Genomic DNA, 21,052 nt, shown 5'->3' with positions numbered 1-21,052 from the left:
CGCGGGCGGGCTACAGCGCGGCGAGTCGGAGCGCCTCCGCCATGGCCGCCAGCCGCTTGGGGCTCGCCAGACCTGCGTGGTAGAGGTGGATTTCCGAGGCGCCTGCTTTGGCGTATGTCCTGAGCAGCTCGGCGAGGGCTTGGGCGTCGGCGTGGCGCGGGGGCAGGGCCAGGACGTACGCGCCGACCCGCTGGCCGGGGCCGCACAGCTCGCCGAGACGTGCGAGGCGGGCGGCGTCGGTGGACGGGTCGCCCCAGCAGTTGCCCACCAGTACGTCGGCCGCCTGTTCGCCGTCGGGGAGGGCTGCGAAGGGGCCGGTGGCCCAAGGGGCGGGGTTCGCGTGCAGGGTGATGGGCACTGCCGGTGCCAGTTGCCGGGCTGCCGTTATCAGGCGCAGGCGCAGCGACGCCGACAGCTCGACCCGTACGGTGCGGACTTCGTCGGCGAGCGGTCCGAGGGCGGTTTCCAGAGGCCCGCTCGTTGTGTGCGTGCCACGGGTGCCGCTTGGCGTGTGTGCGCCACGGGTGCCGGTTGTGGCGCGGATGTCATGGGTTCCGGTTGTGGTGTGTGTGTCATGGGTTCCGGTTGTAGCGTGCGCGTCGCCGGTCCGGGTTGTAGCGTGCGCGTCGCCGGTCCCGGACGGTGGCCCGTCGATGGCCGCCCGTACCCTGTCGCGCGTGCCCTCCGGGTAACGGTCGGCGCAGCCAGGGCAGAAGCAAAGTGACATCAGGTCGGCGTCGAAGTCCGCACCCGCCGTCTTCTCATGCACGCTCTGATGCGCGAATCCCATCGCGCCGCAGCCTTCGAGGATCAGCCCGTCGGGTTCCCCGACCGTCAGGACCTCACGGACGAGCCGCTCGCAGTAGTCGGCCACGTCCTCGAACGACGGGCAGAGGGCGTACGGGTAGGGATCGCCGAAGGCGTTGCGCACTACGAGGTCGGGGTGCGCCTGCCCGAGGAACGAGTTGTGCGTCAGCACGGTCCAGGCGTGCACCTTCAGGCCCGCTGCGAGCAGCGCGTCACGGGCCCGCAGGTAGGCGTCCGGCGCGGTCCAGGTGGGTGCGGCGGGCACCAGCCGGCCCCAGGCCTCGGGCCGCACTGGCAGGTAGAACGCCGAGTGCGGCACGTCGAGGATGCGGTGCGAGGGGTGGTAGGGGGTTGCCGCCCGGGTGGAGTGGTAGCTGGCGGCCAGGGCCACGGCGTCCACGCCGAGCGCGGCGAGGCGTTCGGCGGCGGTGGGGTCGCCGACGATGTCCCAGGGGTAGGCGTAGGCCAGGTTCACTGGCGTGCTCCTCGATGTGTGGCAGGTACAGGCCAGGGGCGCCGGCCGTGTTGACGGGTGTGGGGCGGGGGTGTCGATCTGTTTGGTGGGTGTGGGTCAGAGGTGCTGGTCGTGTTTGGCGGGGTGTCGGTCGTGCGTGGCGGGTGTGGGTCAGAAGTGCCGGTCGTGTTTGGCGGGGTGTCGGTCGTGCGTGGCAGGGGTGGATCAGAGGTACCGGCCGTGCTGGGCGGGGCGCCGGTCGTGCTTTGCTTGGCAGGTTTGGACCGGGAATTACTGTCGACGGGCGATATGGCGCGTGATCGCTGGTGTAGGGGGCCGCTGTGGGTGCGTGGGGGGTGAGCGGCACAGCCCTATGTGATCGCTGATGTCGAGGTGGGCCGGGTTCATGTGCGGAGAGGGTGGAATCTGGTCGCAGGCCGTGTCCACCAGCATGCGGTCGGCGTGGGCCGGGGTCACCAGCGGGGTCTCTTCGCTGTGAAGGACGGGTCGAAGCGGCGCATGTAGGTGGTGTCGTCGCGGGCGGTGACGCCGCACTTGCGGTACTGCTCGTGCATGACGGCCAGCGCGTCGCGGTCGAGTTCTACGCCGAGGCCGGGGCCGGATGGCACGGGGACGGCGCCGTCGACGAAGCGGAGGCTGCCGGGCGCCACCACGTCCTGGCCGTCCTGCCAGGGAGTGTGCGTGTCGCAGGCGTGGGTGAGGTTGGGGGTGGCGGCGGCCAGGTGGGTCATGGCGGCCAGGCTGATGCCGAGGTGTGAGTTGGAGTGCATGGAAAGTTCCAGGCCGAAGGTCTCGCACAGGGCGGCGATGTGCGAGGAGCGCACCAGGCCGCCCCAGTAGTGGTGGTCGAGCAGGAGCACGCCGATCGCGCTGGTGGCGATGGCGGGGGGCAGGTGTTCGGGGGTGACGACGCACATGTTCGTGGCCAGGGGCATGGACACGTGGGCGGCGACGCGTGACATGCCGGATATGTCGGGGGTGGGGTCTTCGAGGTACTGGAGTACGCCGTCCAGCTCGCGGCCGACCCAGATGGAGGTGTCCACCGTCCATACGGCGTTCGGGTCCAGGCGCAGCGGCACGCCGGGGAACGCGTCACGCAGTGCCATGATCGCCGCGACCTCGTCCGCGGGCGGGTGGACGCCGCCTTTGAGCTTGATCGAGCTGAAGCCGTACTCCTTGATGAGCAGCGCGGCCTGCTCGACCACGCCCGCCGGGTCGAGTGCCGCGCCGAACCTGTCGGGTTCGGCGTCCGGGTGTCCCGCCCACTTGTAGAACAGGTAGGCGCTGTACGGGACGGCGTCGCGGACCCGGCCGCCCAGCAGGTCGACCACCGGCACGCCGGCCGCCTTGCCGCGGATGTCCAGGCAGGCCACCTCGAACGGGGAGAACACCCGGTCGACGCTCTTCTCCTTGGTCGCGGCGCCGGTCAGCCCGTGCAGGTCGCTGACCGTGTCGCCGACGGTCGCGGCGACCCTGGCGTACATCTCGTTGGTGGCGTGCACGTCCAGGCCGGTCAGGACCTCTGCGCACTCGCGTACCTTGGACAGGTGTCGCAGGTCGCCGTACGTTTCGCCGAGCCCGCTCAGGCCCTCGTCGGTGATCACCTCGACGATCGTGCGCAGGGCCCACGGCTCGTGGACTCCGGCGGCGTTCAGCAGGGGAGGATCCTTGAACGCGACGGGGGTGACGTGGATCTGCCTGATGATCATGTGATCGCCGTCCATATATGTGAACAAGGGTCAGATTTGTGGACAGAATGCGGCAACTGTAAGAATTGAGCTGAGAAAGTGTCAAGACTCCGAAGGGCCATTCGATGATCTACGGATACGACCCCAGGACCGGCGAGACCGTGGGCGACGCGCTGCCCGAGACGGATCGCGCCGGGGTCGACATGATCGTCTCTGCCGCGGCGGCGGCCGGCGAGGCGTGGCGGGCGACGCCGGCGGCCGAGCGGGCGCAGGCGCTCGAGGCCGTCGCCGACGCTCTCGCCGCCGCCACCGACGAGCTGTGGGAGCTCGCCGACCGGGAGACCGCGCTGGGTGAGGTGCGGCTGCGCGGCGAGGTCGCCCGTACGGCGGGGCAGTTCCGGCTCTTCGCCCAGGTGATCAGGGACGGCGGCTATCTGGAGGCGATCGTCGACCATGCCGACCCTTCGACCACGCCGCCCAGGCCGGACGTGCGCCGGATGAAGCAGCCGCTGGCCGGTGTGGTGGCGGTGTTCGCCGCGAGCAACTTCCCGTTCGCGTTCTCGGTGGCCGGCGGCGACACCGCCTCCGCGCTGGCCGCGGGCTGCCCGGTGGTGGTCAAGGCGCATCCCGGCCACCCCAACACCTCCCAGCGGGTCGCCCGGATCGTCCGGCACGCCCTGCCGTATCCGGACCTGCTGGGGCTGGTGCAGGGCATGCAGGCGGGCGCCGACCTGGTCCAGCACCCGAGCGTGGTGGCGGCCGGGTTCACCGGGTCCGTCGCGGGCGGCAAGGCCATCCAGAAGCTCATCGACGAGCGCGAGGTGCCGATCCCGTTCTACGGCGAGCTGGGCAGCGTAAACCCGGTCGTGGTGCTGCCGTCGGCGCCCAAGGCCGAGGTGGCGTCCGGGTTCGCGACCTCGCTCACGATGGGCGTCGGGCAGTTCTGCACCAACCCCGGGCTGATGTTCGTGCCCGAGGACGACGAGCTCCGCTCGGCCCTGGCCGAGGCCGTCGAGGGCACGACGGGCGGTCCGATGCTGGCCGAGCGGATCAGGGACGGCTATCTCGGCGGCCTGGAACGGCTCGCTGAGCTGCGCCTGCTGGCCGAGGGCAAGCCGGGGGAGGGCGGCTGGGCGGTCACGCCCAAGGTGTTCACCACGGACGTGAAGTCGTTCGCCGAGAAGCTGCCGGGCATCGGCGAGGAGTGCTTCGGCCCGGCGTCGATCGTGGTGACCTACCGCGAGGTCGCCGAGCTGCGGCCCGTCCTGGAGCGGCTCGAAGGCTCGCTCACCGCCACCGTGCACGGCACGGACCCCGACGAGGCCGCCGAGGTCGCCGACGTGCTCGGCGCCAAGGCCGGCCGGCTCATCTGGAACGGCTGGCCCACCGGCGTGGCCGTCACCTGGGCCATGCACCACGGCGGACCCTGGCCCGCCGCCACCTCGCCGACCACCTCGGTCGGCGCCACGGCCATCGACCGCTGGCTCGCTCCCAAGGCCTACCAGGACTGGCCCGCCGAGCTGCTGCCGAACGAGCTCAGGGACGACAACCCGCTGGGTGTGCCGCGCCGGGTGGACGGCACCCTGACCCGCTGAGGGCCACGGGCCGTGCGGATACGATCCGCACGGCCCCATGCCGATCAGGCCCCCACGATTTCTAGCCCGGCGGCGATGATCTTCTCCAGCTCCGCCACGTGCTCCGGCGACGGATCCATCAGCGGGGGCCGTACCCCTCCGACGTCCAGCCCGCGCAGCCGGACGCCCGCCTTGACCAGCGAGACGGCGTAGCCGGGCATCAGGTCGCGGAGCTGGACCAGCGGCAGGTAGAAGCCGGTCAGCAGGCGGCGGGCCAGCACCTCGTCGCCGCCTGTCACCGCCTTGTGGAAGGCCAGCGCGACCTCCGGCACGAACGCGAACGCCGCGCTGGAATACAGGTCCACGCCCAGCCCGCGGAAGGCGGGCACGGTCAGCTCGGCGGTCGGCAGCCCGTTGAAGAACGTGAACTCCCTGCCGGTCGCCTGCCGCACGGTCAGGATGATGCGCTGCAGCAGGTCGAAGTCGCCCAGCCCGTCCTTGAACCCGATCACGTCGGGCATCCGGGCGAGCTCGGCCGCTGAGGCCGGGGTGAACCGGGCGTTGCCCCGGTGGTAGACGATGACCGGCAGGCCGCCGGCGTCCGCCACCTCGCGCACGTAGCGGACCAGGCCGTCGGGTGGGGCGGTGACGAGGTAGGGGGGCATCAGGAGCAGGCCGTCGGCGCCGCTGCGGGCGGCCGCGCGGGCGACGGCCCTGGCGAAGGACAGCGAGCCGCCCGCGCCGGCGAAGACCGGGACCCGCCCGGCGGTGGCGGTGACGGAGGCGGCCACGACCCGGGTGTAGTCGTCGAGGTCGAGCGCGTTGAACTCGCCCGTGCCGCACGCGGTGAACACTCCTCCCGCCCCGGCCGAGACTCCCTGGTCGACGTGCTGGATCAGGGGGCGCTCGGCCACCTCACCATCGGGTCCGAACGGGGTCACGGGAAAGAAGAGCACACCATCTAACCGCATCAACGCCTCCTTCTAGCGGATGCCCTCCCGGCGGAGAGTGGCAGCCAGCTTGCGGGTGTGTTTGATCACCGCTTCGGTCACCTGCTCGACCTCGGCGGGACCGAGCGCCGCCGGCATCGAGCAGCTGATCGCGTCGGTGGCCGGGATCCGGTAGTCGACCGCGACCGCCACGCAGGCCACGCCCGGCGTGCCCTGCTCGCGCTCGTAGGCCCAGCCTCTGGTGCGGATCTGGTCGAGCTCGCCGGTCAGCTTGGGCAGGTCGGTGATCGAGTGATCGGTCATCGACGTCAACGGCTCCGGGACCAGGGCCGCGACCTCGTCGTCGGTGAGCTGCGCGAGCAGCACCTGGCCGAGTGCGGTGACGTGGGCAGGCAGCCGCCGGCCTACGCGGGGGATGATGTGGTGTGCCTCGCGTGAGTCCCTCGTGGCCAGGTAGAGCACGTGCGCCTCGTCGCGGCGGGCGAAGTGCGCGGTCTGCCCCACCTCCGCCCGCAGGTCCTCCAGCGTCTCCTGCGCGAACGGCAGGGCCGGGTCCTTGTCCAGGTAGGCGGTGCCGGTCAGCAGGGCGTGCGGCCCGATGCCGAAGGTGGATCTCGTCCCGTCCGTCTCCACCCAGTTGAGCTCCACCAGGGTGCGCATCAGCGCGTGCAGGCTGCTGCGCGGGAACCCGGTGCGCTGTTGCAGCTCCGACAGGGTCAGGGTGTCGTGCGAGGCGGCCAGTGTCTCCAGGATGCGTACCGTCCGCTCGGCGGACTTGACCAGCTGCGGCTCCATGCTCATCCCATCTCGACTGAGGCTTCGATGTGTCAGCATATGGGATGCCATCCAGATACATGGACGCTCAGCCCTTGACCGCACCGCTGGTGAGGCCGCGCATGAACTGCCGCTGGAAGGCGAGGAAGGCGATGATCGACGGCAGCAGCGCCAGCAACGTGGCCGCGAGCAGCACGCCGATGCCCACCTCCTCGTCGGAGCGCAGCGAGCGCAGCGCGATGGGCAGGGTCCACATGCTCGACTCCGGAGCCACGATCAGGGGCAGCAGATACTGGTCCCAGATCATGGTGAAGCCGAAGACGCCGATCACGCCGAGGGCGGGGCGGCAGAGCGGCAGGATGATCGTGAAGAACGTCCGCAGCTCGCCCGCGCCGTCGATGCGCGCGGCTTCCTCCAGCTCGACCGGCACCTCCTTCATGAACTCCGTCATGACCAGGATGGAGAAGCCCCAGGCGCCGACCGGCAGGATCATGCCCGCGTAGGTGCCGATGAGGTTGACGTTCAGCACCGGCATGTCGGCGAGCACCAGGGACAGGGGGATCGCGATGATCTCTTCGGGCAGCATCATCGTAGCGAGCATGATCAGCATGACCACCGTCATGCCCCTGAACTTCTTGCGCGCCAGGGCATAGGCGGCGAACACGCTGACGAGCACCTGCAGCAGCAGCCCGAAGCCCACCACCACGAACGAGTTGAACAGGTAGTGGTAGACGTTCCGCTCGCCGGCCTGGACGAAGTTCTCCAAGGTGAACTCGTCGGGCCAGAACGAGAAGGAGGTGGGGTCCAGCGTCTTGTTGAAGGCGCTGATCAGCAGCCCGACCAGCGGGCCGGTGAAGATCAGCACGATGCCCGAGTAGGCGAGGATCTTGAGCGCGGTGGCGAGGGGCCCGCGCCGCGTCTCCAGCCCGAGTGCGCTGTCGAATCTCATGCCGCCGCCTGCCTCCTGCGCATCAGCTGGACCCCGACGGTGAGCAGCAGGGTGGCCGCGAACAGCACGATCCCGCCTGCCGACGCGATGCCCAGCTCGCCCGTCTGGAACCCGAGCTTGTAGATCAGTGTCATCAGCACCTCGGAGGAGCCGTTCGGCCCTCCGTTCGTGAGCACGTACACCTCGACGAAGACCCGCAGGCCGCGGATGGCGGCGAGGGTGAACAGGATCCAGAACACCGGACGCAGCGCCGGCAGCGTGATGTGCCGCAGGCGTCGCCAGGTGGAGGCGCCGTCCACCGCGGCCGCCTCGTAGAGCGTGCGGTCCACGCCGACCAGCCCGGCCAGGAAGATCATCATGTCGTACGGGGTTCCGCGCCAGATGCTCATGCCCATGATCGACAGCAGCGAGGAGTCCTCGCTGGCCAGGAAGGGCTGCGGGTCCAGCGACACCCAGCCCAGGATGGTGTTGAGCAGGCCGGTGTCACCCGGGTGGTACATGATCCGCCAGACCTCGGCCACCGCCGCCATCGTGGTCACGACCGGCAGGAACGCCGCGGTCCTGATGAACCAGAGATATCTGGCCGGTCCCTCGATGAGCAGGGCGAACAGCAGGCCGAGCAGCAGTGACCCCGCGGTGGTGCCGAGCGCCAGGACCACGCTGTGCCAGATGGCCGAGGCGAAGGCGTCGTCCGCCAGGATCGTGCGGTAGTTCTCCAGGCCCACCCAGCGGGTGTCCACGTACCGGATCTCTTGGAAGCTCATCACCAGGCCGGTGAACATGGGGATGAACTTGAAATACAGGAACAGCAGCAGGGCGGGCGCAAGGAACGCCCAGGCGATCAGCGGCCCCCGCCAGCGTGCCCGCAGGGGGCGACGCTGCTGGGGGACCGCCGGCCGGGACCGCGCCTGTGTGAGCGTCGGGGTCATGATGCCTTTTGGTTCTGCAGTTCCTGGGTCAGCTTGGTGTTGGCGGCTTCCATCTCGGCCTTGACGTCCTTGGCGCAGTCGGCCCAGACGGTGTTGATGGAGTCGGCCGAACCCTGGCGGATCGGCGCCCAGTTCGGCACCGGCGGCGCGTAGACCGCGTCCGCGTAGGCGTCCTGGAACACCTTCCAGCGCGGGTCCTGGCGTTCGGCGGCCATGTCGACCTCGCTGTTGACCGGCAGGCGGACGATGGCGCCGTTGGCGTCCTTGTTCATGCCGATCCGCTGGCCCTCGGCGGAGACGGCGAACTCGGCGAACTTCTTCTGGCCGGCCTCGTTCCCGGAGCCGGCCATCAGGTAGACGTTCTCGCCCTCGCCGAGGGTGCCGGGCCCGCCCGACGGGCCCTTCGGCATGGCCACGACCTCGATCTTGTCGGTGCCGACGCTCTCGACGAACCGGGCGAGAACGTACGGGCCGACGAGGTAGATGCCGCCCTGGCCCTTCTCGAACACCTCGTGCGTGACCGTGGTGTCGTTGCTGACCGCGCCCGGGTTGACCGTCTTGGCCTTGCAGAACTGGTCCTGCAGGAACTGCACGGCCTCGACGGTCTTGGGGTCGTTCATGGTGGCGGTGAAGGCGCCCGGGCTGCCGGCCGTGAGGAAGTCCCCGCCGTTGGAGTAGATGAAGGAGGACGCGTACCAGGAGGCGTAGCCGCGCTTGGTGCCGGCGGGGATCACGAAGCCGGCGGTGTCCTTCTGGCCGTTGCCGTCAGGGTCCTTCTCCGTGAACGCCTGGGCCAGCTTGGCCAGGTCCTCCCAGGTCTTCGGCGGCTCCATGCCGACCTTCTCGCGCCAGTCCTTGCGCATGATCAGCGCGAAGGCCTGTGCGGAGAACGGCGCGGCCCAGGTCTTGCCGTCGCTGGCCGTGGCCGCCTTCCAGGCGAGCTCGGACAGCTTGTCACCGCCCGCGAGCGAGGCCTTGTCGACCTCTCGCAGCCAGCCCTGGGTCTGCATGTTGCCGATCTGGGCGGTGTCGTTGATGACGATGTCCGGCAGATTTCGCTGCGCGGCCTGCTGCTGCAGCTTGGTTTCGAAGTCGTCGAAGAGGGCGACCACCTTGGTCTTGATGCCGCTGGCCTTGGTGAAGGCGTCGGCCAGTTTCTGTGCTGTCTTGGCGGAGTCCGAATCGGGCGTCTGCCTGATCCAGATCTCCAGCGCTTCGTCAGTGGCCGACTCTGAGCCCCCGGAGCCGCAGCCTGTCAGCGTTACGGTCAGGGCCGTCGCGATCGCGACCCCGAGCAGATGACGTGACATCAGACCGCCTCCTGTTCACATATGTGGACATCTGTCGCGGACATGTAAATTGTCCTTGCGAACGTAACGAGTGACACACATCACGGTCAATATTCAAGAATGTGAATCTGATACAGGGTTGTGTACAACGGGTCCATGCGCATTCTCATGACCGGCGCTGCCGGGAAGGTCGGCACCCTGCTGCGTCCCCGTCTCGCCCGCGATGGCCGGACTCTGCGCCTTTCCGACCTGCAGCCGTTGGAGCCAGGGCCCGGTGAGGAGCTGGTGCTCGCGGATCTCGTAGACGAGGCCGCCATGGCCACGGCGATGAAGGACGTCGACGCCGTGATCCACCTGGGCGGGCAGAGCCGCGAGCATCCGTGGGCCGACATCGTCAGGGCCAACATCGACGGCACCCAGGTGCTGATGGAGGCCGCCAGGAGGGAAGGGGTCCGGCACCTGGTGCTGATGGGCAGCCACCACGCGGCCGGCTTCCACACCCGGCCGCCGTCCGGCGAGGAACTGCCGGACTACGCCTTCCCCCGTCCCGACACCTTCTACGGCGTGAGCAAGGTCGTCATGGAGGGGCTGGGCAGCCTCTACCACGACAGGTTCGGCATGAACGTGACCGTGATCAGGCTCGGCACCTGCAACGAGGGCTCGGCCGACACGCGCGGCCTGGCCACCTGGATCTCTCCGGACGACCTCGCACGCCTGGTGGAGGCCGCGCTGACGGCTCCCGGCTTCCACGTCGTGTGGGGGGTCTCCGACAACGCCCGCCGCTGGTGGTCGCTGCGGGAGGCCGAGGCCATCGGCTACGCCTCCCAGGACGACTCCGAGCCCCAGGCCGAGGCGCTCATCGCCGAGCACGGGGAGCCGGATCTGACCGAGCCGTTGCACGACCGCGCGGGCGGGGTCTTCACGCTGAAGGAGCTCGGCGGCTCCTGGTGAGCGTTCCTGCTCGATAGCCGCCTCGACCGCACAGGTCGGGGCGGCTTCGTGCATCCAGGAGAGCTCTGCTCATCTGTGCAACCGGTTGTAGAGCTTCCGAGGCAAAGCCAAAATGTTACGAACGCGTGACGGCGTCCACATGGCATCTGAGCTGGGGATATGAGGTTGTCGATATATCGGTAACGGGTTTGTAACACCTGCAAAGGGTTGACGGAACTTTTCATCTGCCTATAGGAAGGCGCTATCCGATCCCGCCGTGCCGGGCTGGGCCTGGAAGAGGGATGTATGTCCGAATCAATCTCTGTGACCCCGGAGCGTGCGGTCGCGACCACGCGAGCGCATTCTCAACCGCCAGGACGCCGACGCCGCGCTCCCCATGTGAACGTTCACAGGCGGCGAGAGGCGCGCGCGGCCTATGTGTTCCTCGCGCCGTGGTTCATCGGCCTCTTCGTGATCACAGTGGGGCCGATCCTGGCGTCGCTGTACCTGTCGTTCACCGACTACAGCCTCCTGGAGGAGGCCAAGTGGGTCGGGCTCGGCAACTACCAGGAGATGTTCTTCGAGGACACCCGGTTCCTCACCTCGCTCAAGGTGACGACGATCTACGTGGTCGTCTCGGTCCCGCTGCAGCTGATCTTCGCCCTGGCCCTCGCCCTGGCACTCGACCGGGGACTGCGCGGGCTGACGTTCTACCGGTCCGTCTACTACCTGCCCTCGCTGCTGGGCGGCAGCGTGGCCATCGCGATCCTGTGGCGCAAGATCTTCGGCACGGACGGCCTGGTCAACGGAGTGCTCTCGATCTTCGGCATCCAGGGTCCCGGGTGGGTGTCCGACCCGGACACCGCCCTGGGCACGCTGATCCTCCTGCACGTGTGGACGTTCGGCGCGCCGATGGTGATCTTCCTGGCGGGGCTGCGGCAGATCCCGAGCAGTTACTACGAGGCGGCGGCGGTCGACGGAGCCACCAAGCTCCGCCAGTTCCGCTCGATCACCCTGCCGCTGCTGACACCGATCATCTTCTTCAACCTGGTGCTGGAAGTGATCAAGTCGTTCCAGTCCTTCACGCAGTCGTTCATCGTCAGCGGCGGCAGCGGAGGACCGGTCGACTCCACGCTCTTCTACACGCTGTACCTCTATCTGAAGGGCTTCAAGAGTTACGAGATGGGCTACGCGGCCGCCATGGCGTGGGTCCTTCTGCTCATCATCGCCGGCCTGACCGGCGTGAACTTCCTCGCGTCGAAGTATTGGGTCTTCTATGGCGACACGAAGTAAGCCGGTTCCGCTCCTGTTCCGCCCGATGCCGCGGGGGAGCCGCCTGCTCAAGCACCTGCTGCTGATCGGCTTCGGCCTGATCATGCTCTATCCGCTCTTCTGGATGATCTCCAGCTCGCTGAAGCCGGAGGAGCTCATCTTCCGGGAGCCGGGCCTGTGGCCCAGCGAGGTGACGCTGGACAACTACAGCGAGGGCTGGACAGCGCTCAAGCACACCTTCGGCTACTACCTGTGGAACTCCGCGGTCATCACAGGCCTGTCGGTGGTGGCGAACCTGGTGGCCTGCTCGCTGGCCGCCTACGCCTTCGCCCGGCTGGACTTCCCGCTGAAGAAGATCTGGTTCGCCGTCATGCTGGGCTCGATCATGCTCCCGCACCACGTGACGGTCGTGCCGCAGTACATCGTGTTCGCCGAGCTCGACTGGATCAACACGATCTGGCCGCTGATCGTGCCCAAGTTCCTGGCGACGGACGCGTTCTTCATCTTCCTCATGGTGCAGTTCATCCGGACGCTGCCGAGGGAGCTGGACGAGGCCGCGGCCATCGACGGCGCCGGCTACTGGAGGGTGTTCGGGCAGGTCATCCTGCCGCTGTGCATGCCCGCCCTGGCGACGACCGGCATCTTCACCTTCATCTGGACCTGGAACGACTTCTTCAGCCAGAACCTGTACCTCACCAACTCCGACAATCTCACGGTGGCCGTCGCGCTGCGCCAGTTCCTGGACTCCAGCGGTGAGTCCTCCTGGGGACCGATGTTCGCGATGTCGATCGTGTCGCTGGGCCCGATCTTCGGGTTCTTCCTGGCGGGGCAGAAGTACCTGATCAGGGGCATGGCGACCACGGGATTGAAGTAGTTCCTCTTCACCCCCTGCAACTCTCCAAGAGGAGGTAGAGCTGTGAATCTCAGCTCTCGCAAGACGATGTGGACGGTCGCCCTGCTTTCGGTGGCCGTGATGACGACGGCCAGCGCCTGTGGCGGTGGCGGCGGTGGCGGCGAAGGGGCCGAGGGCGAGAAGGTGTCCATCACCTTCGCCTACTGGGGCAGCGACGCCCGGCAGAAGCTGACCGAGGAGGTCATCAAGAAGTTCGAGGCCAAGAACCCGACCATCGACGTCGAGGGCGACTTCTCCAACTGGGACAGCTACTACGAGAAGATCGCCACCAAGGTCGCCGCCAACGACGCGCCCGACGTGATGAGCATCGAGATCCGCGGCCTCAGCGAGTACGCGGGCCGCGGCGCCCTGGCCGACCTCTCGGGCAAGGTGCCCTCCGCCGACCTCGACCAGCAGGTGCTCGCCAGCGGCCAGATCGAGGGCAAGCAGTTCGCCATCCCGACCGGCGTCAACGCCTTCTCCATGATCGCCAACCCGGCGGCGCTGGAGAAGGCCAAGAAGGAGCTGCCCGACGACAGCTCCTGGACCTGGGACCAGTGGGCCGACCTGGCCAAGGACATCTCGGCCGCGGGCGATGGCGTCACCGGCGCCGAGTACAACTACAACCCCGGCTGGCTGCAGATCTACGCGGCCCAGCGCGGTGAGAAGTTCTACGACGGCACCAAGATCGGCATCTCGGTGGAAACCCTGAAGTCCTGGTGGGCCATCCACCAGAAGCTCATCGAGAGCAAGGGCTCGCCGGACGCCGCCAAGAGCGCGGAGATCGGCGCCACCGGTCCCGAGCAGTCGCTCCTCGGCACCAACGCGGGCGCCATGGGCATGTGGTGGAGCAACCAGCTCAACGCCCTGGCCAAGTCGTCGGGCCAGGAGATGACCCTGCTGCGGATGCCCAAGACGGAGGGCGCCACCACCGGCGGGATGTTCCTGCAGCCCGCCATGTTCTACACGGCCTCGGCCAAGACCGAACACCCCGCCGAGGCGGCCAAGCTGATCGACTTCCTCGTCAACGACCCCGACGCCGCCGCCATCCTGCTGAGTGACCGCGGCCTGCCCACCAACTCCAAGGTACTGGCCACGGTCAAGGACAAGCTCCCGCCCGTGGACCAGAAGACCCTCGCCTTCATCGACGAGGTCAGGAGCGAGCTCAGCCCGATCGAGGCCCCGCCGAAGGGCGCGCTGGAGATGGAGGACATCCTCAAGCGCAACTCCGAGGAGGTCCTGTTCGGCCGGGCGACTCCGGACGAGGGTGCGCAGAAGTTCCTGACGGAGGCGAACGCCGCCATCGCGGGCTGACACCTCGCAAGTGATCCACCATGGCCGGGGGTCCTCATCTGGGCCCCCGGCCGCCGTCTCGATCGGGGAGAGCAGTTGAGCACCAGGTACGCCATCGTCGGCCTCGGCCATCGCGCGCAGATGTACGTCGACGCGCTGCTGGGTGACTGGCAGGACACCGGGACGATCGTCGCCCTGTGCGACACCAACCAGACCCGCATGGACTACTACGCCGAGCGCATCGGCAGCCCGGTGCCCTGCTTCGAGCCGCGGGACTACGGCAAGGTGCTGGAGATGGCCGACGCCGTCGTGGTCTGCACGGTCGACGCCACCCACGCCCGCTACGTGATCGCCGCCCTGGACGCGGGGCTCGACGTCGTCGTGGAGAAGCCGCTGACCGTGGACGCCGAGAGCTGCGCGGCCATCGCCGAGGCGGCCGAGCGCAGCACGGGCAAACTGGTGGTGACGTTCAACTACCGCTACTCTCCGCGCAACTCCGCCGTCAAACGGCTGATCAGCACCGGCGCGATCGGCGACATCACCTCCGTGCACTTCGAGTGGACGCTCGACACCATCCACGGCGCCGACTACTTCCGCCGCTGGCACCGCGACCGCGCCAGCTCCGGCGGGCTGCTCGTGCACAAGTCGACCCACCACTTCGACCTGGTCAACTGGTGGCTCGGCGCGGCGCCCGAGCTCGTCTTCGCCCAGACCGACCTGCGCTTCTACGGCCAGGCCCTGCCCCGCGGGCCGCGCCCGGACCGCGGCCAGGGCGCACCAGGACTGGGCACGGACCCGTTCATCCTGGACATCTCCGCCGACGAGCGGCTCAAGCGCCTCTACCTGGACGCCGAGCACGAGGACGGCTACATCCGCGACCAGGACGTCTTCGGTCCCGGCGTGGACATCGACGACAACATGTCAGTCCTGGTCCGCTACGCCAACCGGGCCACGCTCACCTACTCGCTCACCGCGCACGCCCCGTCCGAGGGCTACCGGGTGGCCTTCAACGGCACGCAGGGCCGGATCGAGCTGGAGGTCTGCGAGCGGGCCTGGACCCCGCCGCACGCGGCCATCGACCCGAGCGCCGCCGGCAAGGAGCACGCGTCCGGGGCCTGGGAGCGCCTGACCGTGCACCGGCACTGGCAGGAGCGCGAGGAGGTGCCGATCGAGCAGGGCGCGGGCGGTCACGGCGGCGGTGACCGGCTGCTGCTGGACGACGTCTTCCGCGGCCCCGGCGACGACCCGCTCGGCCGTCCGGCCGGCTACCGCGACGGCATCCGCAGCGTGCTCGTCGGCGTCGCCGCCACCCGCTCGGCCACCACCGGCCGCCCCGTCCACCTCAGCGGTGAGGGCACCCGCCTGGCCGATGCGTGATCCGTACCGGACGGTGCGCATGACGGGCGCGGCCGGGCGGCGGCGTGGCTGAGCTCAGGCACCTCGGCGCCTACTCCGGGCTCGCCGAGGTGGCGGCGCACCAGAGCGGCGCGTTCCCCGACGCCGCACCGGGACCCGAGCTCAGGCAGGCGGCCCGCGCCGCCATCGGGACGCTCGACCTGACCGCCGAGGACGTCCGGACCGAGCGTACGTGGACCGCGGGCGACCTGGCCGGCGAGGAGCTGTCCTGGTCGGTCGGGTACGGCCCGCGCACCCACGCCTACCTGCTCAGACCACGGGAGGCCGCCGGTCCGCTGCCCGGCGTGCTCGCGCTGCACTGCCACGCGGGCATGAAGTGGGCGGGCAAGGAGAAGATCGCCGACGGCCCCGAGCCGCCCACGCCCGAGGTGGCGCGGCTGCGCGAGCAGATCTACGGCGGCCGCGCCTACGCCTGCGAGCTGGCCAGGCGCGGCTTCGCGGTGCTGGCGCACGACGTCGTCGGCTGGGGCAGCCGCCGGTTCGCGCTGGAGGACATGCCCGAGCGGGTGACCGCACTGGCCGCCGACCCCGCGCTGTCGCCGGCCGACCGCTACGACGTCGCGGCCGGGCACCATGAGCACGTGCTGGAGAAGTACTGCACGCTGCTCGGCACCTCCCTGGCGGGCGTCGTGGCGGGCGAGGACCTGGCCGCGGCGGCCTACCTGCGCGGCAGGCCCGACGTCGGCCCCGTCGGCTGTGTGGGCCTGTCAGGGGGCGGGCTGAGGGCCGGCCTGCTCGGCGCGTTCGACCCCGACGTCAGCGCGGTGGCGATCGCCGCGATGATCTCCTCCTACCGCGACCTGCTCGACGGCTACGTCGCCTCGCACACCTGGATGCTCTACCCTCCCGGCCTGTCGCGGCTGTGCGACTGGCCCGCCCTGGTGGCCGCCCGCGTGCCGCGACCGCTTCTCGCGCTGTACGGCGAGCGGGACGAGCTGTTCCCGCCCGAGGGCATGCGCAGGGCGCACGAGGCGATCTCCCGCCGCTACCCGGCCGGAGGCTACGAGGGCGTGTTCTTCGACGCCCCGCACGCCTTCGACCAGGCCATGCAGGAGCACGCCTTCGCCTGGCTGGCCGACCGCCTCAGGCCGTGACCGCGAAGACCGGCCTCATCGCCTCCCGGCCGCGAGGCCGGCGGCCTCCTCGGGGGACAGCCGGCCGTCGGCGACGACCACGGTGACCCTGCGGGCGAGCTCTTCGGCGAACTCCAGCGGCGTGTCCCAGGCCAGCGCGGTCCCCACGCCCGGATACTCGGCCACCCTGACGAACCACGGGTCGCTGTCCTGCACGAACAGCAGCGTCCACTCCTCGGACGACAGCGCCAGCCAGGGCGCGCGAGAGCCGTGCACCCGCTCCTCGCCCTCGGCCGACGCGGTGAACACCCGCAGCCCCTTCGAGTCCGCGGGAGCGCGCCAGAAGAACCCTCCGTAACCCGCGCCTGCCCGCCCCTTGGTGGCCGAGCTGCGCACCGTCAGCGGCTCGCCGGTCAGGTTGCGCAGCGTGAACGCGAAGTCCAGCGCCCACCCCCCGGCCAGCGGGACGGCCCCGACGGTCCGCTCCTCGCGCACCAGCGGCTCCTCGCCGGGTCGCTCCCACAGCAGCGTCTCGGTGAAGCCCGAGGCGTCCCGCGCCGTGAACGCCACGTGCCGCTGGACCCCGTGGTCGTCGAGCCAGGCCGGCCCCTGGTCACGGACGTAGGTGCGGCCGCCCCAGAAGTTGCGCCCGCCCAGATCCGTGACCGCCACTCCCGCGCCCAGGTGGTGCGGGTGGTCCTGCGGCCGCACCTCGGTGACCACGACGCCGCCGAGGGTCCGTACCGGATGGAGGTAGGGCCGCGGCGCGGCGGTGAGCGGCAGGTCGGGTGCGGTGGTGTAGTCCGCCACCACGGCGCCCCGCACGATGAGGGGGACTGCCCAGCTCACGCCCAGCTCGGAGAAGAGCGTCAGCCGCTCCGCGCAGGTGTCCACCACCCGCGCGATGTCCGGCAGCACCCGCCCCTCGCCGGAGAGGTCCTGGTGGTCGTCGGCGATCGGCAGCGGCTCGGGGGCGACCCTGATGGCCTCCATGACCTGCATGAACGCGCCGGTCCTGTGGATCGGCACGAGCAGCTCGCGGCCGGAGGAGAGGTGCTCGACGAGATTCTCCAGCAGGTCGGTGCGGCCGAACCGCCGCACCGGCCCGTCGTTCACCTGGACCTCGTCCATGGTGTAGGTGAGCCTGATGCGTCCCCGCTCGCCGTGGACGACCACGTAGGGCTCGTCCCGCTCGGCCGCGCACAGGGTCACGGCCGCCACGATCGGCGTGCCGCCGGCCAGGGTGACGCGGATGGCGGAGGTGTCGTCGGACTCGATCGCGTTGGCGTGGAAGAGCTCCGTCTCCACCGAGGCGACGGCGCCGCGCTCCTCGGCTCCGGCGACGGCCAGCGCGGTGGCCAGCGCGTGCGCGAACGGGTTGGTGAGCGCCCCGTCGACCACGTCCACGCCGTCGAGCACCCTCCTGCCCGCCCAGGCGCTGCGCGTGAAGTAGGCGGCGGGCCGCGGCCACGAGCCGGCGACGCCGATGCCGGTGACCCGGCCGATCGCGCCGTCCGCGATCAGCTCGCGTACCGCGGGCACCGCCGCCGAGCCGAGGCTCTGGAAGCCCACCTGACAGGCCAGCCCGGCCGCGCTCGCGGCCCGCTCCATCCGGTCGAAGTCGGCCAGCGTGGCCGCGGTCGGCTTCTCGACCAGCACGTGCGCGCCCGCTTCCAGCGCGGCGAGCGTCAGGTCCGCGTGGGTGGGGATGGGCGTGGCGAGGATCGCGATCTGCGCCCCGGTCCGCTTGATCAGCTCGGGCAGGTCACCGGAGATCTCCGGGGAGCCGAGCCCTTCGAGGCTTTCCGGCTCGACCGGCAGCACGTCGCAGATGCCCACCAGCCGCACCAGGTGGGTCAGCCGCCGCAGCCGGTCCAGGTAGTTGGCGCCGAAGCCGCGGGCTCCGGCCAGCACGACACGCATGTCACCTCCAGCGGAGGCCGAGGCCCCGGTGCTCGCCGGCGCGCAGCGTCGCGCCGTCAACCTGGACAGGGTACGGCTCGGCGAGCAGCCCGAGCGCGGCGAACGAGGCGTCCTCGACGTCCTCGGCCAGGCACGGCAGCGGCAGCGCGAGCGCGAGCTGCCCCGACAGGTCGGGCAGCAGGTGCGGGTAGACCGGCACGTCGTAGGCCCGGGCCAGCTCGGTGATGCGCAGGAACGGTGTGATCCCGCCCACCCTGACCACGTTGGGCTGCACGATGTCGCAGGCGCCCGCCGCCAGCAGGTCGCGGAAGCCGTAGACGGTGTAGACGTTCTCGCCGACCGCGATCGGCACGTCCGCCGACCGCCGCAGTTCGACGTGGGCGGGCACGTCGTCGGCGGGCAGCGGCTCCTCCAGCCAGTGCAGGTCGTACGGCGCGAGCGCGTCGACGGCGCGGCGGGCCCGGTGCAGGTCCCACCGCTGGTTGGCGTCGATCATGAGCAGCGTGTCGGGGCCGATCACCTCGCGGACCGCGGCCACCCGTTCCACGTCCTCGCGCAGGTCCGGCCTGCCCACCTTCATCTTCACGCCCGGATAGCCCGCGGCCTTCCAGCGGCCGGCCTGGGCGACGAGCTCGTCCAGCGTGTAGTGCAGGTTCACGCCGCTGCCGTACACCGGGACACTGTCCCTGCGCCGGCCCAGCACCTCCACCAGGCCGCGGTCGCCGCAGCGCAGGTCCCACAGCGCGAGATCGACCCCGGCCAGCGCGACCGTGGTCATCCCGCCCGGTCCGGCCTCGCGCAGGTGCCGCCAGAGCCGGTCCCACACCACCTCCGGGTGCGGGTCCAGGCCGATCACCGCCTCGCGGATGTCATGCTCGAGCAGCGCCCGCACGGCCCGCGCGCCGATCTGGGGGGTCCAGGAGAACCCGGTGCCCGTGCGGCCGTCGTCCAGGGTGACCTCGACGACCATCACGTGGTTGGCGGGCACGTCCGGCCCCCACGGCCGTGGCAGCGCGGCCGTGTGGGAGGTGACGGTGAGGTCGCTGATCACGACCCACCGGCCAGCGATCGCCCGTGCTTGATCAGCGTCTCCAGCTCGGCCACGTCCTCGGGCGAGGCGTCGACCAGCGGAGGCCGCACCGGCCCGGCGTCCAGCCCGCCGAGCCGTACCCCCGCCTTGACCAGGGCGACGGCATAGCCGGGCACCTTGGCGCGCAGCCGTACGAGCGGCTCGTAGAACTCGGTGAGCAGGTGCTCGGCGCCGTTGAGATAGGCGGTGGCGATGTCGGGCGCGAAGGCGAACGCGGCGGAGGAGTAGAGCTCGATCCCCAGCCCGCGGTAGGCGCCCATGGTGAGCTCGGCCGTCGGCAGCCCGTTGAAGAAGGTGAAGTCGTCGCCGATCTCCCTGCGGATGGCGAGCACGATGCGCTGCATGAGGTCGATGTCGCCGAGGCCGTCCTTCAGCCCGATCACGCCGGGCACCCTGGCCAGCTCCACCGCCTGCTCGGGGGTGAGCACCACCGAGCCGCGCTGGTAGACGACGACCGGCAGGATCGCGGCGATCGCTCGCACATAGGCCAGGAAGCCCGCCGGCGTGCTCATGGACAGGTAGGGAGGCATGAGAAGCAGGCCGTCGCAGCCCGCCTCGCGCGCCGCTGCCGCCTGGTTGAGCGCGGCGCCGAGCGGCCCGCCGGCGCCCGCGAACACGGGCATCCTGCCCCGTGTGGTCCCGGCGGCCACCCGGACGACGGCCGCGTGCTCGGCCCCCGACAGGGCGGCGAACTCGCCGGTGCCGCACGCCGCGAACACCGCGCCGGGGCCGTGTTCGAGGCCGCGGGCGATGTGCTCGGCCAGCACGTCCTCGGCCAGCTCGCCAGTCGGGGCGAACGGGGTGACGGGGAAGAAGAGGACTCCGCTGAGGTTCATCCGATCTCCAGTTCGGTGCGCCAACTGCGCTTGGCGGTCCAGCCGAGCATGCGCTCGGCCTTGGCCGAGGTGAAGGCTGGGCAGGTGCCGGTCAGGGGGGAGGCGCTGGGCTTGGTGGCGGGCAGGACGGCGGGCAGGAGCTCGGCGAGTGGCCGCCGGGCCAGCGCGTCGGAGGCGCCCGCGAAGAACACCTCGCCGTTGGGCAGGCTGGGGAGCCGCTCGATGAGCACGGAGATCATGTCCGAGGCGTCCCTGGCGTCGATGTAGTTGAACAGCGAGACCCCGGCGATCTCCGGCCGGTCCAGGCGATCGGCGATGGTGTGACCCGACTGCGTGGGCGCTCCCGCCCACTCCTCGGGCGCCACCACGAAACACGGCCGCACGGCCGCGAACCTGGTCTCCGAGTCTCGGGCGAAGGCGGCCATCGTCTGCTCCGCCACGAGCTTGGACAGGCTGTAGGAGTTCCACGGCTTGGCGGGATGCTCTTCGTCTATCGGCAGGTAGCTCGGGGTCCAGCCCGAGGGCGCGCCGTAGCCGATGACCGTGGGGCTGCTGGCCACGACCACCCGGCCGACACCGAGGTTGCTCGCCGCCTCGCACACGTTGAAGGCGAGCTGGGTGTTGGTGCGGAAGGTCAGGCCGTCGGTCCGGCTGAACGGGGTCGCGATCGCGGCCAGGTGGACCACCACGTCGGGGCGGAAGCGCGCCATGACGTCATAGGCCTCGCCCAAATCCGTCAGGTCGGCCGGGAGGGTGGCCGCCGCTTCGTCCGGTGTGCCGGCGGTGACGTCGACGCCGATCACCTCGTGACCTGCTTGCGCCAGTGTGGTGACCAGGCTGCGCCCCAGCCTTCCGGCGCTGCCTGTCACCAGTGTTCGTGTCATCGCTAGCT

18 protein-coding genes are annotated in these 21,052 nt (G+C 70.1%); 7 read left to right on the top strand and 11 right to left on the bottom strand.

Translation table 11 applies throughout. The features are described from left to right. Positions 1-10: 10 nt before the first annotated feature. Positions 11-1,282, bottom strand: a complete 1,272-nt coding sequence (locus V5E28_RS03740) for a hypothetical protein (RefSeq protein WP_336204890.1) — start codon at positions 1,280-1,282, stop codon at positions 11-13. A 452-nt stretch (positions 1,283-1,734) separates the two neighbouring features. Continuing rightward, positions 1,735-2,991: a glucarate dehydratase family protein gene (locus V5E28_RS03735; protein WP_336204889.1), complete on the bottom strand. Its 1,257-nt coding sequence runs from the start codon at positions 2,989-2,991 to the stop codon at positions 1,735-1,737. Positions 2,992-3,095: 104 nt separating this feature from the next. Between V5E28_RS03735 and V5E28_RS03730 the strand changes: the two genes are divergently transcribed. Next, on the top strand, positions 3,096-4,565 hold the full coding sequence (locus V5E28_RS03730; protein ID WP_336204888.1) for an aldehyde dehydrogenase (NADP(+)): 1,470 nt from the start codon (positions 3,096-3,098) through the stop codon (positions 4,563-4,565). 44 nt (positions 4,566-4,609) lie between these two features. On the opposite strand, the gene V5E28_RS03725 is transcribed toward V5E28_RS03730, so the two are convergent. The 5 genes from V5E28_RS03725 to V5E28_RS03705 form a co-directional block, all read right to left on the bottom strand. Continuing rightward, a complete protein-coding gene (locus tag V5E28_RS03725; RefSeq protein ID WP_336204887.1) occupies positions 4,610-5,515 on the bottom strand; it encodes a 5-dehydro-4-deoxyglucarate dehydratase in 906 nt (301 codons plus the stop codon). Positions 5,516-5,527: 12 nt separating this feature from the next. Then, entirely contained in the window at positions 5,528-6,289 is a 762-nt protein-coding gene (locus tag V5E28_RS03720; protein WP_336204886.1) for an IclR family transcriptional regulator, read from the bottom strand. A 67-nt stretch (positions 6,290-6,356) separates the two neighbouring features. Then, the gene (locus tag V5E28_RS03715) at positions 6,357-7,217 is read right to left on the bottom strand and encodes a carbohydrate ABC transporter permease (RefSeq protein WP_336204885.1); all 861 of its coding nucleotides are present in this window, start codon (positions 7,215-7,217) and stop codon (positions 6,357-6,359) included. Continuing rightward, the gene (locus tag V5E28_RS03710) at positions 7,214-8,146 is read right to left on the bottom strand and encodes a carbohydrate ABC transporter permease (protein ID WP_336204884.1); all 933 of its coding nucleotides are present in this window, start codon (positions 8,144-8,146) and stop codon (positions 7,214-7,216) included. Before V5E28_RS03710 ends, V5E28_RS03715 begins: the two co-directional genes overlap by 4 nt. Beyond that, positions 8,143-9,456, bottom strand: a complete 1,314-nt coding sequence (locus tag V5E28_RS03705) for a sugar ABC transporter substrate-binding protein (RefSeq protein ID WP_336204883.1) — start codon at positions 9,454-9,456, stop codon at positions 8,143-8,145. The genes V5E28_RS03710 and V5E28_RS03705 overlap by 4 nt, the downstream gene beginning before the upstream one ends. A 135-nt stretch (positions 9,457-9,591) precedes the next feature. Here V5E28_RS03705 and V5E28_RS03700 point away from each other — a divergent pair, with 135 nt between their 5' ends. The 6 genes from V5E28_RS03700 to V5E28_RS03675 all read left to right on the top strand — a co-directional run bounded on the left by V5E28_RS03700 (position 9,592) and on the right by V5E28_RS03675 (position 16,332). After that, the gene (locus V5E28_RS03700; protein WP_336204882.1) at positions 9,592-10,386 is read left to right on the top strand and encodes an NAD-dependent epimerase/dehydratase family protein; all 795 of its coding nucleotides are present in this window, start codon (positions 9,592-9,594) and stop codon (positions 10,384-10,386) included. Between the two features lie 285 nt (positions 10,387-10,671). Then, positions 10,672-11,658, top strand: coding sequence for a carbohydrate ABC transporter permease (locus tag V5E28_RS03695; RefSeq protein ID WP_442945757.1), 987 nt, complete (start codon positions 10,672-10,674; stop codon positions 11,656-11,658). Continuing rightward, positions 11,642-12,511, top strand: a complete 870-nt coding sequence (locus V5E28_RS03690) for a carbohydrate ABC transporter permease (RefSeq protein WP_336204880.1) — start codon at positions 11,642-11,644, stop codon at positions 12,509-12,511. The genes V5E28_RS03695 and V5E28_RS03690 overlap by 17 nt, the downstream gene beginning before the upstream one ends. 42 nt (positions 12,512-12,553) lie before the next feature. Then, the gene (locus V5E28_RS03685; protein WP_336204879.1) at positions 12,554-13,843 is read left to right on the top strand and encodes an ABC transporter substrate-binding protein; all 1,290 of its coding nucleotides are present in this window, start codon (positions 12,554-12,556) and stop codon (positions 13,841-13,843) included. Between the two features lie 75 nt (positions 13,844-13,918). Beyond that, complete coding sequence (locus tag V5E28_RS03680) at positions 13,919-15,199, top strand: Gfo/Idh/MocA family protein (RefSeq protein WP_336204878.1); 1,281 nt, start codon at positions 13,919-13,921, stop codon at positions 15,197-15,199. A 44-nt stretch (positions 15,200-15,243) separates the two neighbouring features. Then, positions 15,244-16,332: an alpha/beta hydrolase family protein gene (locus V5E28_RS03675; RefSeq protein WP_336204877.1), complete on the top strand. Its 1,089-nt coding sequence runs from the start codon at positions 15,244-15,246 to the stop codon at positions 16,330-16,332. A gap of 15 nt (positions 16,333-16,347) precedes the next feature. On the opposite strand, the gene V5E28_RS03670 is transcribed toward V5E28_RS03675, so the two are convergent. Genes V5E28_RS03670 through V5E28_RS03655 form a run of 4 tightly spaced genes read right to left on the bottom strand, consistent with a single transcriptional unit; the run spans position 16,348 to position 21,044 of the window. Further along, positions 16,348-18,234 carry a DUF6807 family protein gene (locus V5E28_RS03670; protein WP_336204876.1) on the bottom strand — a complete coding sequence of 629 codons (1,887 nt, stop codon included), beginning with the start codon at positions 18,232-18,234 and terminating at the stop codon, positions 16,348-16,350. A 1-nt stretch (position 18,235) separates the two neighbouring features. After that, entirely contained in the window at positions 18,236-19,282 is a 1,047-nt protein-coding gene (locus tag V5E28_RS03665; RefSeq protein WP_442945764.1) for a mandelate racemase/muconate lactonizing enzyme family protein, read from the bottom strand. Then, entirely contained in the window at positions 19,282-20,160 is an 879-nt protein-coding gene (locus V5E28_RS03660; protein ID WP_336204874.1) for a 5-dehydro-4-deoxyglucarate dehydratase, read from the bottom strand. Before V5E28_RS03660 ends, V5E28_RS03665 begins: the two co-directional genes overlap by 1 nt. Beyond that, positions 20,157-21,044 carry an NAD-dependent epimerase/dehydratase family protein gene (locus V5E28_RS03655; RefSeq protein ID WP_336204873.1) on the bottom strand — a complete coding sequence of 296 codons (888 nt, stop codon included), beginning with the start codon at positions 21,042-21,044 and terminating at the stop codon, positions 20,157-20,159. The genes V5E28_RS03660 and V5E28_RS03655 overlap by 4 nt, the downstream gene beginning before the upstream one ends. Positions 21,045-21,052: the final 8 nt, after the last annotated feature.

This window comes from Nonomuraea sp. LPB2021202275-12-8 (genome assembly GCF_037044575.1).
In the GTDB taxonomy this organism is placed as follows: domain Bacteria; phylum Actinomycetota; class Actinomycetes; order Streptosporangiales; family Streptosporangiaceae; genus Nonomuraea.
Note: the sequence above shows the minus strand (reverse complement) of the source record. Positions and strands in the feature narration are given on the sequence as shown.